At 47.7% G+C, this 16,297-nt stretch carries 11 protein-coding genes and 1 tRNA gene; 9 read left to right on the top strand and 3 right to left on the bottom strand.

Annotated features, from left to right (window positions below):
- Positions 1-89: 89 nt before the first annotated feature.
- Positions 90-323: an acyl carrier protein gene (locus GWK09_RS06270; protein WP_009778413.1), complete on the bottom strand. Its 234-nt coding sequence runs from the start codon at positions 321-323 to the stop codon at positions 90-92.
- Positions 324-566: 243 nt separating this feature from the next.
- On the opposite strand from GWK09_RS06270, the gene purN reads away from it, so the two are divergent.
- From purN to GWK09_RS06250, 4 genes are all read left to right on the top strand, one after another.
- Positions 567-1,136: a phosphoribosylglycinamide formyltransferase gene (gene purN, locus GWK09_RS06265; RefSeq protein ID WP_163692132.1), complete on the top strand. Its 570-nt coding sequence runs from the start codon at positions 567-569 to the stop codon at positions 1,134-1,136.
- Complete coding sequence (locus GWK09_RS06260; RefSeq protein ID WP_163692131.1) at positions 1,136-1,774, top strand: ribonuclease H1 domain-containing protein; 639 nt, start codon at positions 1,136-1,138, stop codon at positions 1,772-1,774. The genes purN and GWK09_RS06260 overlap by 1 nt, the downstream gene beginning before the upstream one ends.
- Before the next feature lie 80 nt (positions 1,775-1,854).
- Positions 1,855-2,781, top strand: a complete 927-nt coding sequence (locus GWK09_RS06255; RefSeq protein WP_163692130.1) for a PfkB family carbohydrate kinase — start codon at positions 1,855-1,857, stop codon at positions 2,779-2,781.
- 38 nt (positions 2,782-2,819) lie between these two features.
- Complete coding sequence (locus tag GWK09_RS06250; RefSeq protein ID WP_163692129.1) at positions 2,820-4,718, top strand: amidophosphoribosyltransferase; 1,899 nt, start codon at positions 2,820-2,822, stop codon at positions 4,716-4,718.
- Positions 4,719-5,408: 690 nt separating this feature from the next.
- Here GWK09_RS06250 and GWK09_RS06245 read toward each other — a convergent pair.
- Positions 5,409-6,017 carry a superoxide dismutase gene (locus GWK09_RS06245; RefSeq protein ID WP_163692128.1) on the bottom strand — a complete coding sequence of 203 codons (609 nt, stop codon included), beginning with the start codon at positions 6,015-6,017 and terminating at the stop codon, positions 5,409-5,411.
- Positions 6,018-6,091: 74 nt separating this feature from the next.
- On the opposite strand from GWK09_RS06245, the gene GWK09_RS06240 reads away from it, so the two are divergent.
- From GWK09_RS06240 to GWK09_RS06225, 4 genes are all read left to right on the top strand, one after another.
- The gene (locus GWK09_RS06240) at positions 6,092-9,250 is read left to right on the top strand and encodes a UvrD-helicase domain-containing protein (protein ID WP_163692127.1); all 3,159 of its coding nucleotides are present in this window, start codon (positions 6,092-6,094) and stop codon (positions 9,248-9,250) included.
- A 2-nt stretch (positions 9,251-9,252) separates the two neighbouring features.
- The gene (kbl, locus tag GWK09_RS06235) at positions 9,253-10,446 is read left to right on the top strand and encodes a glycine C-acetyltransferase (RefSeq protein WP_163692126.1); all 1,194 of its coding nucleotides are present in this window, start codon (positions 9,253-9,255) and stop codon (positions 10,444-10,446) included.
- 111 nt (positions 10,447-10,557) lie between these two features.
- Positions 10,558-11,925: an OmpA family protein gene (locus GWK09_RS06230; RefSeq protein WP_163692125.1), complete on the top strand. Its 1,368-nt coding sequence runs from the start codon at positions 10,558-10,560 to the stop codon at positions 11,923-11,925.
- Between the two features lie 82 nt (positions 11,926-12,007).
- Positions 12,008-14,761 (top strand): PD-(D/E)XK nuclease family protein, encoded by a 2,754-nt coding sequence (locus GWK09_RS06225; RefSeq protein WP_163692124.1) that lies wholly within the window; start codon positions 12,008-12,010, stop codon positions 14,759-14,761.
- Between the two features lie 2 nt (positions 14,762-14,763).
- On the opposite strand, the gene GWK09_RS06220 is transcribed toward GWK09_RS06225, so the two are convergent.
- The gene (locus GWK09_RS06220) at positions 14,764-15,468 is read right to left on the bottom strand and encodes an SDR family oxidoreductase (protein ID WP_163692123.1); all 705 of its coding nucleotides are present in this window, start codon (positions 15,466-15,468) and stop codon (positions 14,764-14,766) included.
- Positions 15,469-15,604: 136 nt separating this feature from the next.
- On the opposite strand from GWK09_RS06220, the gene GWK09_RS06215 reads away from it, so the two are divergent.
- A tRNA-Ala gene (locus GWK09_RS06215) sits at positions 15,605-15,678 on the top strand.
- Positions 15,679-16,297: the final 619 nt, after the last annotated feature.

Here is a 16,297-nt window from a genome sequence, read left to right as displayed (position 1 = left end):
TGTACCTATACCAAGCGAAAATTAAAAAAAATATCCATGCAGCGTGGAAACCACATGGATAAATTACAAGATGTTACTTATATCATTATTTATTTGGCCTCTTCAATATAGCTTATAGCCTGGCCGACGGTTGCGATATTCTCTGCCTGGTCATCCGGGATCTGGATATCAAACTCTTTTTCGAATTCCATGATCAGTTCAACAGTGTCCAATGAATCTGCCCCGAGATCGTTGGTGAAGCTAGCCTCTGCCACAACTTCGTTTTCATCAACTCCTAACTTATCAACGATGATTGCCTTTACTCTTGATGCAATGTCTGACATAATTTTTTTGGTTTAAATTTTTAATTGTTGGCAAAAATAAAAAACTTTGGTGGAAATTCACCACCAGAAGCCAAATTGTAGGGTAATTTAAGAAATTTAATCGCAAGTATATTACTTTAGTGGCATAAAAAATACGCGTGAGGACAGGTTACTGATGCCAAGCTGATCGCCCTTTTCTGAACTGTAAACCATGTTGTTAGCCTCCCGACGGGTCGATCAAACTTCCACTACTTGAATTCAAAAATGAAACATATCGTCCTGTTCGCTTCAGGTTCCGGCACCAATGTGGAGAACATCGCCAGGTACTTTGAGGATCATCCCCGAATTGCTATTTCCTGTGTCCTTACGGACAAAAAGGATGCCTATGTCCTGGAGCGTTGCAACTCCCTCGGTATCCCGGCGTTTTATTTTAATCGTGCCAGCTTCAAAGGAGGGGGGTTGGTCCTCCAACTCCTGAAAAGTATCAACCCGGATCTCATTGTACTGGCGGGCTTCCTCCGCCTGATACCAAAGGAAATGGTACAGGCATTCTCCGGCAAAATCATCAACATTCACCCTGCACTCCTCCCCAAATACGGGGGAAAAGGCATGTACGGGCATTACGTCCATGAGTCGGTAAAAGCCCATGGGGAAAAGGAATCCGGCATCACCATCCACTACGTGAATGAAAGGTATGACGAGGGAGCTGTTATCGAGCAACAGAGAACATCCCTGGATCCGGAAGATTCGGCAGAAGAGATCGGCAGGAAGGTAAGGCTGCTCGAACACAAGCATTTCCCGAGGGTTATCGAAGAGCTTTTAACCGGAAACTGATGGCGTCTAAAAACAAATTCTACGTGGTCTGGAAGGGAAAGGTCCCCGGGGTTTACGGAAGCTGGGAAGAATGTAAACGGCAGATCTCCGGAATAAAAGGTGCTCAGTACATGGGTTTTGCAGATAAGGAGCTGGCCGAAAAGGCCTACAACAGTTCATACGCCGCCTTTAAAGGGCAAAAAAAGAAGAAAGAGCCCCGGCTCACGTCCGAGGAATTGATCAGGATCGGGGAGCCCAACCTGCATTCCATAGCCGTAGACGCAGCTTCCAGTGGCAATCCCGGTAAAATGGAATATCAGGGCGTCGATACCAAGACCGGGAAAAGACTATTTAAACAAGGACCTTTTCCAGAAGGAACCAATAACATCGGGGAATTCCTGGCCATCGTTCACGGCCTCGCGTTTTTAAAAGAACGCCGCTCGGACAGGGTCCTGTATTCCGATTCGCGTACCGCTATCAGTTGGGTGCGGAAAAAACGCTGCAACACCAAACTGGAACCCAATCCCAGAAACCGGGAACTTTTCGACCTCGTAGAACGGGCAGAGAAATGGCTGCAAAAGAATTCCTACACCACCCCCATCGTAAAATGGGAAACCCTTGCCTGGGGTGAGATACCGGCTGATTTCGGTCGAAAATAAGCGAGGGGAGTATTCCTGAATTCTAAGTCTGCCGGGGCAATTACAAAAGCGTATATTTGCATCGAATTTGAAGCTAGTTTATGGGCAAGCTCTTGATATTGGGAACGGTAGCTTTTGACGCTATAGAAACCCCTTTCGGAAAAACGGATAAGATCCTGGGAGGTGCTGCCACCTTTATTGGCCTGGCTGCCGCCCAATTCAAGGCAAAAACAGCCATCGTTTCCGTAGTAGGAGGGGATTTTCCACAGGAGTACCTGAGCCTGCTCAAGAAAAAAGGGATCGACATCTCTGGCATTGAGATCAAAAAAGAGGGGAAGACCTTCTTCTGGAGCGGTAAATACAATACAGACCTCAACAGCAGGGAAACCCTGACCACCGAGCTGAACGTCCTGGCGGATTTTGAACCTGTGATCCCGGAACACTTCAGGGATGCAGACGTGCTCATGCTGGGCAACCTGCACCCTTCCGTCCAACTCAAGGCCATCGAACAGATGAAGGAAGAGCCAAAGATCACCGTACTCGATACCATGAACTTCTGGATGAACCACACCATGCCTGAGTTGAAAGAGGTGATTGGCAGGACGGATGTGATCACGATCAATGACAGCGAGGCAAGGCAGCTTTCCAACGAATATTCCCTGGTCAGGGCGGCACAGAAGATCCATCGAATGGGTCCGAAGTACGTGGTGATCAAGAAAGGGGAGAACGGGGCCCTGCTATTCCACAATGGGGAAGTTTTCTTTGCTCCTGCCCTCCCGCTTGAGGATGTTTTTGATCCAACCGGGGCGGGCGACACCTTTGCAGGCGGATTTGTGGGATACCTGGCAGAAACGGAAAATGTGTCCTTTAACAATCTCAGGAATGCGGTGATCCACGGATCCAACCTCGCTTCCTTCTGCGTGGAGAAGTTCGGTACCGAGCGGATGCAGGATCTGACTAAGGAAGAAGCTGAAAGTCGACTGGAGCAATTTAAACAGTTGACACAATTCGATATTGAGTTGAGATAATGCCCTGCCGGATCAGGGCTTTTTTTATGAATTGAACTATGAGCGACGCCATAAAACACGAATGCGGGATCTCGCTGATCCGATTGCTGAAACCCCTTGATTATTACAAGAAAAAATACGGTTCTGCTTTCTACGGGGTGAACAAGATGTACCTCATGATGGAGAAGCAGCACAACCGGGGACAGGACGGGGCTGGTTTTGCGAGTATCAAACTGGATGTACAACCCGGACAGCGATATATGAGCAGGGTAAGGTCCGTACAGGCACAGCCGATTCAGGATATCTTCGCCCAGATCACGGACCGCGTCAACCGGGCCTTTGTGGAGCATCCGGAATACGCCGATGATGCAGAGGCTCAAAAGAAGCATATCCCCTACATTGGCGAAGTACTTCTGGGCCATGTTCGATACGGTACGTTCGGGAAAAACAGTATAGAGAACGTCCACCCCTTCCTGCGCCAGAACAACTGGATGCACAGGAACCTGATCGTAGCCGGAAACTTCAATATGACCAACGTGGCCGAGTTGTTCGACAACCTCGTACAGCTGGGACAGCACCCCAAAGAAATGGCGGACACGGTAACGGTCATGGAAAAGATCGGTCATTTCCTGGACGACGCGGTCGCAAAACTTTACAAACAGATCAAAAAGGAAGGGTTCAATAAGATGGAAGCCTCCCCCCTGATCGCTGAGCGTCTCAACCTGGCAAAGATCCTTAGAAAGGCTGCGAAGAACTGGGATGGCGGATATGCCATGGCCGGCATGCTCGGACACGGGGATGCCTTTGTACTCAGGGACCCTTCTGGTATTCGTCCTGCCTATTTTTACCAGGACGAGGAGGTTGTGGTCGTGGCCTCTGAAAGGGCGGCCATACAGACCGTTTTCAACGTTCAGTACCAGGCCGTGAAAGAACTGGACCCCGCGCATGCGATCATCATCAAGAAGAACGGAAAAGTAAGCGTGAAAAAGATCATGGAACCCATGGAGAGGAAGGCGTGTTCCTTTGAACGCATCTATTTCTCGAGAGGGAGCGACCTTGAGATCTACCAGGAACGGAAGGAACTGGGGAGGCTCATTTTCCCCAAGATCCTTACCTCCATCGATCACGATATCAGGAATACCGTCTTTTCCTATATCCCCAATACGGCAGAAACCTCCTTTCTGGGGATGGTGAGAGAAGCCCAGAACTACCTGAACAAGAAAAAGGAAGAACAGATCCTGGAGATCGGATCGGGCATCAGCAGGGACGAATTACACGAGATCCTCGAGATCCGGCCGAGAATTGAAAAAGTCGCTATAAAGGATGCCAAGCTGAGGACGTTTATCACCCAGGACAGCAGCAGGGATGACCTGGTGGCACATGTCTACGATATTACCTATGGCTCGGTTACCGAAAATGACAACCTGGTGATCATAGATGACAGTATCGTCCGTGGCACTACTTTAAAGAACAGCATATTAGGTATCCTCGACCGGCTGTCGCCCAAGAAGATCATCGTGGTTTCTTCTGCTCCCCAGATCCGCTATCCCGATTGCTATGGGATAGATATGGCAAAACTGGAGGATTTCATCGCCTTCAAGGCAGCGTTGGAGTTGCACCGTGAGAACAACAGTCTGTCTCTCGTGGAGGACATCTATCACAAATGCAAAGAACAGATCCACCGGCAGGACAGCGAGATCATCAATTATGTAAAGGAATTTTACGCCCCCTTCAGTGCGGATCAGATCTCTCAGAAGATAGGGGAGCTCCTGAGTCCGGCAGGAATCAAAGCCGAGGTCGAGATCATCTACCAGACCATTGAGAACCTCCACCAGGCGTGTCCGAAGAATCTGGGCGACTGGTATTTTACAGGCGATTATCCCACTCCGGGAGGAAATAAGGTCGTAAACAGGGCATTCATCAACTTTTATGAAGGCAAGAACGAACGGGCCTATTAGGGTAAAACAGGAGGGTTTTGTTAAAAATTGTGCATTTCATCGATATTTTATGCATTTCATCGCCTTTATCGTCGAACGGGGGCAATCAAAGTTACATTTAGACTTGCCATAGCATAAGTAGGTTAAGTTCATGGTAAGATTTGGGGCAAAAAAGGTGGAGACTTCTCCACCTTTTTTATTGTTCAACCGTCCAGAATGCCCTCAATACCGCCTTTTGTAGTCCGTTTCTTCAACCTCAGCCCGTCAATCCTCCTCAAATGGTATTTCATCTGATTAAAAAGGATTTTGTCCAAAACCTTTTTGCGGCGCCCGGCCTTGAATTACATTTGGAGGACCATAGCATAAGTAGGTTAAGTTCATGGTAAGATTTGGGGAAAAAAGGCAGGATCTATCCTGCCTTTTTTATTTCTGATTATCAGAATATTACCTGAAATCTTTTCTTTTCAGTCCATTTCTTCTTTGGCTGAAAGTATCTTATTGTCCAAAATTTCCTTGTTTTTTTTTGTTATTTCTCACAATACCAGTAATTTAGTAGTGCCATAGCATAAGTAGGTTAAGTTTATGGTAAGATTTGGGACGAAAAGGGTGGAGGCTTCTCCGCCCTTTTCTATTGACAGTCATATCATTATATAAAAAAACCGCGACCCAATTAGAGTCGCGGTTCTCATTATAATTCCTGTCTCTGCTCAATTATTTGTGTGCCTTGTAGCTCTCAGCCACTTTATTCCAGTTGATCACATTGAAAAAAGCGTTGATATAATCAGGTCGTCTGTTCTGGTAGTGCAGGTAATAAGCGTGTTCCCAGACGTCTATCCCCAGGATGGGATACCCTCCACAGCCTACATTGGGCATCAATGGGTTGTCCTGGTTCGGCGTCGCACAGATCTCAACCTTTCCTCCTTTGTGTACGCAAAGCCAGGCCCATCCGGAACCGAACTGACCTCCGGCCGCATCGCTGAATTTGTTCTTGAAGTTCTCAAAAGACCCGAAAGCATCTCCGATAGCGTCTGCGAGTTCGCCAGACGGGTTTCCCCCGGCATTGGGACCCATGATCTCCCAGAACAGGCAGTGGTTGAAATATCCCCCACCATTGTTTCGCACCGCTTTGTTATTCATGTCGAGTCCTTTGAGGATCTCTTCTATGCCCTTGCCGGCCATGGGTGTTCCCTCAATGGCAGCATTTAGTTTTGAGGTATATCCGTTGTGGTGCTTTGTATGGTGGATCTCCATGGTACGCGCATCTATATACGGTTCGAGCGCATTGTATGCATAGGGTAATTTTGGTAGTTCAAATGCCATATTTGTATTGTTAATTGTTAATAATCCGTGAGTGTCAAATTTAGGGATTTTAACATTTATAATCCCCTAATTTTATGTTAAGAACTGTCGGCGTTTGCTTATTTTGCGAGGTAAAACAACGACTGCTGCACTCCTATCAGATTTACGATGCCTCTGCGGGTTCAGGCAAGACCTTTACCCTGGTCAAGGAATACCTGAAACTCATCCTCGCGGAAGACGGCCGGCAGGAATTCAGGCGAATCCTTGCCATCACTTTTACTAACAAGGCTGTCAATGAAATGAAGCAGCGGATTCTGAAAAGTCTATCCCTCTTCGCCTCAGATACTGAAAAAACCCACAATGACGCCCTGTTTTTACAGGTTTCCGAGGAACTTAGTTTACCTCCGGCAGCATTGTGCGCCAGATCCGGCAGGGTCTTGAGGGAGATCCTCCACAACTACGCATTCTTCGATATTTCCACCATAGACAAGTTTAACCACCGGATCATCAGAACCTTTGCGCGCGACCTGAAACTACCGCATAACTTTGAAGTGGTCCTGGACAAGGACCTGTTGCTCAGCGAGGGTATAGACAGGATGCTGGGAAACGCAAGGCCAGGCAACAGGCTTACGGACTTGATCGTCGACTTCGCCCTGGAAAAAATAGAAGAAGGTAAAAGCTGGGACGTCAGTTATGACCTGAATAAAGTAGGCTCCATGCTGTTCGATGAGAACCACCTCTCCTTCCTGAAAGTCCTGAAGAACAAGGACACCGATGCCTTCCTGGACCTGCAAAAGAACCTGAAGAGGGTTATCCGGAGCCTTTACGGGGATATTAATAAGATGGCGACGGAAGTTTTGAAGCACATAGCCGAAGCCGGATTGGAAAGGTCGGATTTCAGATCGGGCTGGTTCCCCGATTTTATGAAAAAAATGCAGGAAAATCCTGTAGGTACAAACTACAAGGCAGACTGGAAAGCCAATTTTGGGGACGAGGCGCTTTACAGTAAAAGCCTCTCCGAGCACAAAAAGACTGTTATAGATGGACTCATGCCCAGGTTTACAGAGCTTTGGACGCCTCTGAGAGAGGCCCATAACAGATTGCTCTTCCTGAGAAATATCTATCAGAACCTCGTCCCCCTGACCTTGCTCAACGCCTTGCAAAAAGAGATTGACACCTTGCTCGAAGAAAGGGTACAGATCCACATATCAGCCTTTAATACCCTGATCTCAGGACAGATCCGGGATCAGCCCGCCCCTTTCATATACGAGCGCCTTGGGGAGAAATACAGGCATTACTTCATAGATGAATTCCAGGACACTTCCCTTTTGCAATGGAGAAACCTGGTGCCATTGATCTCCCATGCGCTCCAAAGTGAAGATCTGCAAGGTAGAAGAGGCAGCCTGTTCCTGGTAGGGGACGCCAAACAGGCTATCTATCGCTGGAGAGGAGGGCGTTCAGAGCTCTTCCTCAATCTGATCCATGGCAGTGACGCCCTTTTTGGCATCCCTCCCGAAACCAAACCCCTTCAACGGAATTTCCGCAGCTATAAAGAGGTAGTAAATTTTAACAACCGCTTTTTTACTTCCGCGGTACCTTACCTGAACAACGAACTCTACCGGCAGTTGTTTTTTCAGGGCAACAACCAGGAGCACACCTCCCTGGATGGCGGACTCGTCAGTTTGAGGTTCCTTGAAAAGGACACGGCCGATAGAGACCTGTATCATTGTACCGAAGTGATGCAGGTCATCGGGGAGTTGTTGGAAAAGAATGTTCCCTACAGGGATATATGCGTTCTCGTAAGATCCAATATCCAGGGTGTGAAGGTCGCCAGACAATTGATGGAGAAGAGGATCCCCGTGATCTCGTCGGATGCCCTTTTGCTCGAGAGTGATCCTTCGGTCAGGTTCCTGATCAACCTACTTAAACACGCTTCCCAGACCACAGACCTCAACGTTCAGTACGACCTCCTTCTCTATCTCAGCAAGTCAGAGGGCAGGCACGCATTCATCTCCAAAAACCTTTCAGACCTTCCTCGTTTATTTAAAAATAAATACGATTTCGATACAGCCAATTTTGCCCGAAGAACCCCTTATGATGCCCTGGAGTACGCCATTGAGAAATTTGGCCTGGCAGATGTTTCGCATGCGTTTATCAGTGCCCTGCTCGACGAGATCCTGGAGTTTGAGAAACACATGGAATCCGGGATCAATTCCTTCCTCGACCACTGGGAGAAGAATAAGGGAAATTGGAGCATCCCTGCCCCTGAGAACACGGATGCGGTCCAATTGATGACGATCCACAAATCCAAAGGCCTGGAATTCCCCTTTGTGATATTCCCTTTTGCCAATGCCAATATATATGATGACAGAGGCACGCAGTTATGGGTAAACTCCAGGGACGAAGTCCTGAGGGGTTTCGACCATCTGCTCCTGAGCAAAAAGGCGGAAATGGAGGGGTATAACGATGCATCCAGGGAAGTGTATCTCGAGGAAGAGCACAAACAGGAACTCGATGCCTTCAACGTCCTTTACGTAGCCCTTACCCGGGGAATTCAGGGGGTATATGTGATCTCCGAAATGGACCTGGACAAAAATGGTGTTCACAAAACAAATCTCTACTCGGGCTTATTCATAAATTTCCTTATAGCCGAAGGCTTATGGGACAGGGAACGAAGCAGGTACGATTTTGGCAAACTCGGGGAAGTTGGGCCCGGGCATTCTTCCGATCTCGAACAGGAGTCGATCCCCTATACCTATTCAACCAAGTCCGAGGGGCGCCTGGAAATCAGTACACGTGCAGGTGAACTCTGGGGGACTGCCAGAGAACTCGCCCTCTCCCGCGGCAATCATTTTCACTTCGGCATGAGTATTATTGAGTCTGGCGGGGACATCCCTGCAGCGGTCTCGGAACTGGTGTCGAGCGGTACCATACCGTTAGAAGAGGAAGAGGCCTATCTAAAGCTGTTCACAAGCATCGTTGAGCATCCCCGGCTGGCACCTTTTTATGAATCCGGCCCCATTATTAAGAACGAACAGGCCCTAATTGCAGAAAATGGGGTAATTTTGCGACCCGACAGGATGGTTTTCGAAGGTCTCAAAGTATCGGTTCTCGATTATAAAACCGGGATTCAAAGCCCGGCCCATGCAGACCAGCTCAATTCCTATTCGGAAGTACTGAGCTCCATGGGATACCAGGTCGAAAACAAGGTCCTGATTTATGTAGGCGAACAAATCAAACCCGTATTCATATAGATATGTATAGCACTATCAAGAACTATCTCCAGGAAGAACTGGAATCGATCAAAGAAGCAGGCCTCTACAAGAAAGAGCGCGTCATTACCTCTCCTCAGGGTGCCGTCATTACCATATCGACAGGGCAGGAGGTGATCAATTTCTGCTCCAATAACTATTTGGGGCTTTCCTCTCACCCGGAAGTGATCAAGGCGGCCAAGGATGCATTGGACTCCCACGGATTCGGGATGTCCTCCGTAAGATTCATCTGCGGTACCCAGGACATCCACAAGGAACTTGAAGAAAAAATCGCCAAATTCTACGGTACCGAGGACACCATCCTGTATGCAGCCGCCTTTGATGCCAATGGAGGGGTCTTCGAACCCTTACTATCTGCCGAGGATGCCATCATCTCGGATTCCCTTAACCACGCCTCTATCATAGACGGGGTCAGGTTGTGCAAGGCAAAGCGGTACCGATATGCCAATAATGATATGAAGGACCTGGAGGCACAGCTAAAACAGGCCAGTGCAGACAATGCCCGATTTAAGATCATCGTTACTGACGGGGTATTTTCAATGGATGGCTTGCTCGCTCCCCTCGATGAGATCTGCGACCTGGCGGAGGCCTATGACGCACTGGTGATGATAGACGAGTGCCACGCAGCCGGATTCATAGGGGAGACCGGGCGCGGAACCCTGGAGGAAAAAGGCGTGATGGGCCGCATAGACATCATAACCGGTACACTTGGGAAGGCGCTTGGCGGGGCCATGGGCGGCTACACCACCGGGAAAAAAGAGATCATAGAAATGCTCAGGCAGCGTTCCCGCCCCTATCTCTTCAGTAATTCCCTGGCCCCGGCCATTGTGGGGGCCTCTATTAAGGTTTTCGATATGCTGGAAGGAAGCACAGAACTCCGGGACCGCCTTGAAAACAATACGCGTTACTTTAAAAAAGGTATGAAAGAAGCCGGTTTCGACATTATAGACGGAGACTCAGCCATTGTGCCCGTGATGCTGTACGACGCCAAATTATCTCAGCAAATGGCTGATATGTTGCTCGAAGAGGGAATTTACGTCATAGGATTCTTTTATCCGGTGGTTCCCAAGGGAAAAGCGAGGATCAGAGTACAGTTATCAGCAGCCCATTCCAGAGCACATTTGGACACCGCAATCGAGGCGTTTACCAAGGTCGGAAAAGTGCTCAAAATCCTCTAAAACCTTCCGTTTTCTGGGGCATACGCGAAAAAAAAAAGAAATTGATTTTGTTAATAATTATTAACAACTTACATTTGCAGCTAATAAACACTTAAACTTAAAATTTTGAACATGAAACAGCTTAGCAGATTATTAGTTGTTGGCCTATTTCTTATTGGGTTTAACAACCTTCAAGCGCAGGATGAGAATAATCCGTGGCAAGTTAGCTTTGGTGTAAACGCGATAGATGTTTATCCTACTAATGACCAGGACGCCGCTTACCCAACAGGTACTTTGTTCAGTGAGTACTTTAATGTTAACGATCACTGGAACATCTTGCCTTCTATATCCTATGTATCTGTTTCCAGATATGTTGGAGATGGTTTCTCTGTAGGAGCAAGGGGTAGCCTGAACAGGATTAGCAAATTGGGTGATGTTGCAGCTGACGACCTTTCTCACTACGCTGTTGACGGTACGATCAAGTACAATATCTTAAAGGAAAAAATGATCATCCCTTTCATCGAGATCGGTGGTGGTTATACATGGGTTGACGAAATCGGATTTGGTACTGCCAATGCCGGTATCGGTGCCAGCCTTTGGTTCACTGACAATATTGGCTTCACACTTCAAACTGGATACAAGCACGCATTCGAGGACTACGGGGTGAAGCACTTTCAGCACATGGCCGGTATTTCCATCAAATTTGGTGGAACCGACACTGACGGTGACGGTATTTACGACAAGGACGATGCTTGTCCTGAGGTTGCCGGACTGGCTGCCTTCAACGGATGTCCTGATTCTGACGGTGACGGCATAGAAGATGGAAAAGACAGTTGCCCTAATGAAGCTGGTTCTAAAGAACTTAACGGTTGCCCTGACTCTGATGGTGACGGTATCGCCGACAAGGATGATGCTTGTCCTAACGAAGCAGGTCTTGCTGCCCTTGCCGGATGTCCTGACGCTGATGGTGACGGAATAGCCGATAAAGATGATGCTTGTCCAAACGAAGCAGGTCCTGCAGCTAACAATGGATGCCCATGGCCAGATAGAGATGGTGATGGTGTATTAGACAAAGATGATATCTGTCCAGATGTTCCAGGTACCGTTGCTAACAATGGTTGTCCAGAAGTAACTGAGGCAGTTCAAAAGACCTTGTTAGACTATGCCAAAACTATCCTTTTCGATACTGGCAAAGCATCCATCAAAACAGAATCAGAAGCAGTTCTTCAAAACATCGTTGCTATACTTGCTGAATATAAGAATTCAAAGTTCACCATCGATGGTCACACAGATAGCGTAGGTAGCGCCAAAACTAACCAAAGACTTTCCGAAGAAAGAGCCTATTCTGTTATGAACTATTTGATTGAGAACGGGGTTGCTTCCAGCAGACTGTCTGCAACAGGATACGGTGAAGACAGACCTATTGCTGACAACAATACTAGTCAAGGTAGAAGGACAAACCGTAGAGTTGAAATCAACTTAGTTAAACCTTCTAACTAATACGACAGACTTTGCTTAAGTTTTAATAACTTAAAGACGAACTAAAAGCTCCGCAAATGCGGAGCTTTTTTTATTTTTGGATATGAGAACATTTCTGGAAGAGGCGGTCTCAGAGATCAGATCCCAGTATCCTGTAGATGAACGACTCGTACTGGTCGTTCCCAGTAAAAGGGCGGGGCTTTTCCTTCTGCAATTGTTCGCTAAGACGGCTAAAAAACCCGGTTTTGCTCCCACCATCTATACCATAGAAGAGTTTGTTTCCATGCTTTCAGGCCTCCGGTATGCTTCCAATACCCAACTCCTGTTCGAACTCTATGGTGTGTATCAAAGACTACAGGGAACAAAAGCAGAAAGTTTCTACGATTTTTCCAGATGGGGAGGTACCCTCTTGCAGGATTTTAACGAAATAGACCGCTATCTCATCCCCCAGAAACAGATCTTCTCCTATCTCAGCGCCATACAGGAAACAGACCATTGGTACTTGAGGCCTGAAAGGACTCCCATGATCGAGACCTATATAGAGTTCTGGAATTCCCTGGAGCCTTTGTACAATGCTTTCTCGGAGCATCTGCTGGGTATGAGCACGGGATACCAGGGGCTGGTATATCGCAAGGCGAGTGAGGCCGTTGAGGACTACGCCCTGAAATCGGAAGATACCCGGCACGTGTTTATCGGCTTTAACGCACTGAATACTGCCGAACAGGTAATATTTCAGACTCTCCTCTCCCATAAAAGAGCAGAGATCTTCTGGGACATAGACCCGGTATTTATCCAAGATAAGATCCATGACGCAGGGTATTTTATCCGTTCGTACCTGAAAAAATGGAAATATCTGTCCGGAAAATCTCTGAAAGGTGCAGTGGAGAGCTATAATTCTCATAAGGAGATCAGGGTTATAGGGGTCCCCAGAAGTGTATCACAAGCTAAGTATATAGGCTCCCTCCTGGAAGAGATCGCCTTTCAAAGGCCGGATTTTCAAAAGAGCACTGCCATCGTACTGGGAGACGAAAATCTCCTTAACCCTATCCTTAATGCCATTCCTCCTGTCATATCCCAACTGAACATTACCATGGGGCTTCCTTTGGCCCAAACACCGGTAGCGGGTTTGTTCCATGAGTTCATTTCCATTTTAGTAAACTGGAAGGGGCAGGGCTGGTATCACAAAGATGTCCTGTCTCTGGTGTCCCATCCTTATGCGAAGGGTTTATTCGACAAGCCTGAAAAAACGCTCGAAACCCTTAGTACCATGATCCGTGAGAGAAACTGGATTTATATCAAAACCCCTCAATTGATTACAGGTGAGACCGGCGACAAAGCAGTGCTTTCCCTTTTGTTCCCGCAAGGAGTTACCACTCCCTTGTCCCTATTAGAAAGTTCTAAATCCTTGATCTCAGCGCTGAAACATCAATACAAGACAGAAAACGATTCCATAGCCCTGGAATACCTCAGCAAAATGGAGGCTGTTTTTAATGAGATCGGCACCTATGTACACAAATACGATTTTATATCCGATCTCAAGTCGTTCCAGAGCCTTTTCAGGGAACTAATGGCCAGGGAGACAATTGATTTCTACGGCAAACCCCTGGAAGGGATACAACTCATGGGGATGCTGGAAAGCAGGAATCTCGACTTTGAGACCGTGATCATTACCTCCCTGAATGAGGGCATACTCCCCTCGGGTAAAACCCATGGGTCCTTTTTGCCTTTCGACCTCAAAAAGGAATTCCAGATGCCCACCTATAAGGAAAAGGACGCGGTGTACACCTACCATTTCTACAGGTTAATCCAAAGGGCCAAACACGTATACCTACTTTACAATACAGAACCTGATGTGCTTGAGGGAGGGGAAAGAAGCAGATTTATATCTCAATTGCTGACAGAGGACAGAAAGGAGGGAAGTATAAGGCATATCATCGCCTCACCCCTTTTAAAATTGCCCGAACCTGTAAGGGAAACCATCCATAAGGATGCGTCCGTGCTGGAGATTCTCAAGGCAAGGGCTTCGCGCGGATTCTCTCCCTCTGCCCTGGCCACCTATATCCGTGATCCCATCCTTTTCTATAAGAAATACGTGCTGGGTATAGAGGAAACCGATGTGGTGGAAGAGAACATCGCTGCCAACACCTTCGGAACCATCATCCACGCCTGCCTCGAACGGCTTTACGCTCCTTTTGTGGGCACCGTACTCGATCCGGCTAAGATCAAAGCCCTGCTCCCCCAGATCCCTGTCATCACCAGGGATGCCTTTGCAGAATTCTATCCCAATGTATCTCTCGACAGCGGGAAAAACCTCATAGCCTTTCAGGTCATCCAGCACTACCTTGAGAAGTACCTTGAAATGGAAATAGAGGAAAGTACCCGTCACGAAGTGGAGATCCTGGCTGTCGAGGAAAAAGTACAGGTACCCATCGAAATCCCGGAACTGCCTTTCCTCCTATTCCTGAAGGGAACCATTGACCGGGTAGATAAGAAGGATGGGGTGCTGAGGATCCTGGACTACAAGACCGGAAACACCAAAAAATCAGAGGTCGAGATAAGCGAATGGGAAGACATCGTTTCAGATCCGGAAAAAAACAAGGCTTTTCAAATGATGTCCTACGCCCTGATGTACCATTACCATCACCCTACACCACTTTTCGAGGCCGCGATCATTCCTTTCAGGAACCTTGAAAACGGGATCTTTCGATTAGGCTTTCCGGATCCATCCCGAGGCGGGACTTCGGGGAAACAGTATTTTGTAAACCCCGATGCCCTCCATACCTTCGGTGAGCAACTCCGGAAACTTCTACTCGCTTTGTGTGACCTGCAGGTGCCTTTTGAGGCCAGGGCCGAATAGGCCTATTTGCGGTCCGGGCGTGATGGGCGTACCTCAATTTTGCTAGGAAGGGTCCTGGGATTCATTCGCAAAAGGTCTTCCACTAGTTCTCCTATGTCCTCCGGCTGGATCTTCCAGGCATCGCTCTCATCGGGTTCGTTCCCGTTAAAATGAGAGGCCACCGACCCGGGCATGATCGTAGACACCTTGATATCATAAGCTCTGAGATCGAGCATGGCAGCCTGAGTAAATCCGACCAGCCCGAATTTTGAAGCGTTGTACCCCGCACCTGCAGCAAAGAAATTGGTCCCCGCAAGGCTGGCGATGGTAATGTAATATCCCTTTGAACGTTTCAGGGCCTCCAGGGAAGCCTTCAGAGTGTAGAAAGGACCATTGAGGTTGGTGTCTATCATTTTTTGCCAGTCCTTTATACTGAGGGTATCCACTGGGTTGAAGATGCCCACTCCTGCATTCGCGATAACCACATCGAGCTGTCCCCATTTTTTCAGGATCGAACCCACGGCCTTTTCCTCATCCTCTGGACGGGTCACATGGGAACCCAGCCCCATCACCCGGTCCTCAGGACCCAGTTCACGGGCCACGGATCTCGCATCTTCAGCATTTCGCCCGCTAATGGCCACTTTCATCCCTGCTCCCAGGAGTGTCTTGGCGATTCCTAAACCTATTCCTTTGGTGCCTCCGGTGATATATGCTACTTTACCTTTCATACTTTTTCTGTTTACGCCTAAAAATAGGAAGCAGGAGAGGAGAAGGAAAACATCCTGCGTTATTCTTTTCTTAAAATAAATAAGGGGACGAATTTTGAAACTTTCTTAAAAATTAGTTCCTTTGCGCTTCCTAAGCGGGGGATTAGCTCAGCTGGCTAGAGCGCTTGCATGGCATGCAAGAGGTCACCGGTTCGACTCCGGTATTCTCCACAGAACAAGCACAAAAATTTGTGTGATTCAGAATTCAAAAAACCACCAAGCTTGCTTGAGTGGTTTTTTTTATGAAGAAGCGCCTGGTCTGAAAGACCAGAAAACAAATTTTTGTATTTGCAGGACGGGAGATCATCCGGAGCAGCGACAGCTAACCCGGTATTCTAAACCATTAATATTAGCCGAGTTCACTCGAGCGGTTTTTTGTTTTCTGAAGCGTCAATGCCGAAGGCATTGCCGAAGCGATGAAAATTGCATTTGCAGGACGGGAGATCATCCGGAGCAGCGATAGCTAACCCGGTATTCTAAACCATTAATATTAGCCGAGTTCACTCGAGCGGTTTTTTTGTTTCTGAAGCGTCCATGCCGCAGGCATGGCTCAAGCGATTTAATTGGCATTTGCAGTACGGGAGATCATCCGGAGCAGCGATAGCTAACCCGGTATTTTCATTCTATAATAACCAAGATCACTTCAGTGGATTTTTGCTTTTGAAGCGCCTGGTCTGAAAGACCAGAAAACAAATTTTTGTATTTGCAGGACGGGAGATCATCCGGAGCAGCGCCAGCTAACCCGTTTTCTAAATCACTCGATCATCTGATTTATTCCTGAGCGTTTTGC

Origin of the sequence: Muriicola jejuensis, from assembly GCF_010671595.1 — a bacterium.
Lineage (GTDB): Bacteria > Bacteroidota > Bacteroidia > Flavobacteriales > Flavobacteriaceae > Muriicola > Muriicola jejuensis.
The sequence above is the reverse complement of the archived record's forward strand: the minus strand, read 5'-3'. Positions and strand labels throughout refer to the sequence as shown.

Excerpts from the sequence above, each read along its gene's own strand:
- GWK09_RS06270 (WP_009778413.1), bottom strand. The coding sequence starts at position 323 with ATGTCAGACATTGCATCAAGAGTAAAGGCAATCATCGTTGATAAGTTA.
- purN (WP_163692132.1), top strand. The coding sequence starts at position 567 with ATGAAACATATCGTCCTGTTCGCTTCAGGTTCCGGCACCAATGTGGAG.
- GWK09_RS06260 (WP_163692131.1), top strand. The coding sequence starts at position 1,136 with ATGGCGTCTAAAAACAAATTCTACGTGGTCTGGAAGGGAAAGGTCCCC.
- GWK09_RS06255 (WP_163692130.1), top strand. The coding sequence starts at position 1,855 with ATGGGCAAGCTCTTGATATTGGGAACGGTAGCTTTTGACGCTATAGAA.
- GWK09_RS06250 (WP_163692129.1), top strand. The coding sequence starts at position 2,820 with ATGAGCGACGCCATAAAACACGAATGCGGGATCTCGCTGATCCGATTG.
- GWK09_RS06245 (WP_163692128.1), bottom strand. The coding sequence starts at position 6,017 with ATGGCATTTGAACTACCAAAATTACCCTATGCATACAATGCGCTCGAA.
- GWK09_RS06240 (WP_163692127.1), top strand. The coding sequence starts at position 6,092 with ATGTTAAGAACTGTCGGCGTTTGCTTATTTTGCGAGGTAAAACAACGA.
- kbl (WP_163692126.1), top strand. The coding sequence starts at position 9,253 with ATGTATAGCACTATCAAGAACTATCTCCAGGAAGAACTGGAATCGATC.
- GWK09_RS06230 (WP_163692125.1), top strand. The coding sequence starts at position 10,558 with ATGAAACAGCTTAGCAGATTATTAGTTGTTGGCCTATTTCTTATTGGG.
- GWK09_RS06225 (WP_163692124.1), top strand. The coding sequence starts at position 12,008 with ATGAGAACATTTCTGGAAGAGGCGGTCTCAGAGATCAGATCCCAGTAT.
- GWK09_RS06220 (WP_163692123.1), bottom strand. The coding sequence starts at position 15,468 with ATGAAAGGTAAAGTAGCATATATCACCGGAGGCACCAAAGGAATAGGT.